Origin of the sequence: Trichococcus patagoniensis (assembly GCF_003051085.1) — a bacterium.
Lineage (GTDB): Bacteria > Bacillota > Bacilli > Lactobacillales > Aerococcaceae > Trichococcus > Trichococcus patagoniensis.
Window position 1 is genome coordinate 1 of record NZ_QAOM01000038.1, and the last position, 2008, is coordinate 2008.

Sequence of the window (2008 nt, forward strand, 5' to 3'; positions counted from 1 at the left end):
AAATCAACTGGAATTTAGAAGAATTGTATTTGAAAGCTATAAAAGCGGGATTGTTGGAAATTGAGAAAAAGGAAAAGGAACTAAAAGAAGAAAAGTGATTTTAGAGAGGATGTTAAAAATGGATAAAATGGATAAAGCGGTGGAAAGTAATACGTTCCGGATTAATACAAGGCTTGGGCTAAAACAAAATGATTGGTTAGATAGAGAAAGTGCTGAAACTGGTATTACTAAGTCTGGTTTGGTTGCTATGGCGGTTGAGCAATATATCCAACAAAAGGAAGCTGTAGAAGCTATGAACAACATGCATGATTTGTACAACAAATTAGCGGATATAGAGAAAGAGTTAAAACTTGTCCGTGAAAATAAATAATAGGAGCGGATGCAAGTGGAAAGTTCCTGGAGGTTGAGCGTAGCGGTCCCTTTATATTGGGATGCCCCTAGGATAAACTGTCCCGCAGGGTGAGAGGGAACGCTTTTCCCCTCTCAAGGTTTATGGGGTTCCTAGGGGTAGGGACCCAATGTATAAGGGCAACTGGAAGGATCTTGGAACGGTGTCCGGAGGACTACTAGGAACTTGAATTTGCTTTTGAATTTGCTTTTGATTTTTGAACAAAAAAACCGACTCTCTCTAATAGTCGGTTAGACGTTTACTATTTGAACATTCGGAGGTGATGGGTTGGAAATTTTAGGTGTCTACTTTGATAAAATAACACTCGTTGGGAACTTGTATAAGGAGGCAGAAAGTACTCTTCAACATCTTTTGAACACGGTCGAAAGCAAGGTTATGGGTGTTCCCACAATGAGTGCTGTAAAAGGTAAAATTTACGGTGATTGGGTCTATTTTGAATATGATGAACTAATGGGGAAAGCTTTCAAGAAAGGAAATTTCAGGATTGAATATAACCCTCGAAAAATGCCCTTAGACCTTCAGCAACAAATGGTTAGTGCCTTTAAGCCTATGCTTCATGATATTCACTTTACACGCTTGGATTTAGCGTTTGATTGCGATATAGAATTAGGAGAGTACTCGCATGAACACAAAAACCCTATGAAGCGTGCTGAATTTTATGGGCTTGGTGGAAAATTGGAAACTTTGTATTATGGCTCTCGGACTTCGAACATTTATTCGCGGACCTATGACAAAAAACAACAACTCTTAGATATTGAGCAAAAGGAGATTCCAGAGCCTGTATTGTGGCGGTATGAGTTGGAATTGAAAAACAGAAAATTTATTGATGCCATGATTAATTTTGATTTTCCGGTTTTTGAACGTGTGCGATTTGTAAAGTACGATATTACAACACTTAGTGGTAACGATCGTGTGATGGTGCAGGCGCTCGTAGACCATCCGTCTTTGATAAATGAACTATCAAGTGCTACAAAAGCAAAGTATCGGAAAATTATTCGGGGTTTGGGTGGTGATGATGTGACTCCTATTTTCGCGGGCGCATTAAAAAAAGAACTCCCACAACTCAAGCGCCAACTTGAGCAATGGAAGTACATTCCTAAACTTTCGGAAATCATGGGGCGAACATGGTTTTAGATTCATTTCGATTATAGCAGATTAGAAATAACTATGCCATATCAAGGAAAAAGCGGGTTTGCAAAAAAGATTGTTCTATGAGCCGGATGCCAGCGTAGTCGGCACCGGACATAGAACATTTTTTTGCGCCCGCTTTTATTTTGGATGGAAATTATTATAAGTGCTGTAGCGCATGAAATAATAGTGTTCTTCATGAAACACCAAAGTGATGTTGACATGGTGTTTTGTAGGTGTTATTATATGGGTGTCGAGATACTGGGCGGGGGGTGGTTACTCTAGCTGCTCCCCTTATCAATTTTGAAAGGAATGATAAAATTGAATATTGATGAAAAAGCTATGATGATTCTTGAGGGAATGGAAACTTACATGCAAATCAACTGGAATTTAGAAGAATTGTATTTGAAAGCTATAAAAGCGGGATTGTTGGAAATTGAGAAAAAGGAAAAGGAACTAAAAGAAGAAAAG

2 protein-coding genes are annotated in these 2008 nt (G+C 38.7%); both read left to right on the forward strand.

Annotation, left to right across the window (positions count from 1 at the left end):
- Positions 1 to 118: 118 nt before the first annotated feature.
- Positions 119 to 370, forward strand: a complete 252-nt coding sequence (locus C8U37_RS14245) for a hypothetical protein (protein ID WP_108033865.1) — start codon at positions 119 to 121, stop codon at positions 368 to 370.
- 306 nt (positions 371 to 676) lie between these two features.
- Positions 677 to 1543 carry a replication initiation factor domain-containing protein gene (locus tag C8U37_RS14250; protein ID WP_108033866.1) on the forward strand — a complete coding sequence of 289 codons (867 nt, stop codon included), beginning with the start codon at positions 677 to 679 and terminating at the stop codon, positions 1541 to 1543.
- Positions 1544 to 2008: the final 465 nt, after the last annotated feature.

What these genes read in the sequence shown, in the direction of transcription:
- C8U37_RS14245 (WP_108033865.1), top strand. Translation starts at nt 119, where the DNA reads ATGGATAAAATGGATAAAGCGGTGGAAAGTAATACGTTCCGGATTAAT.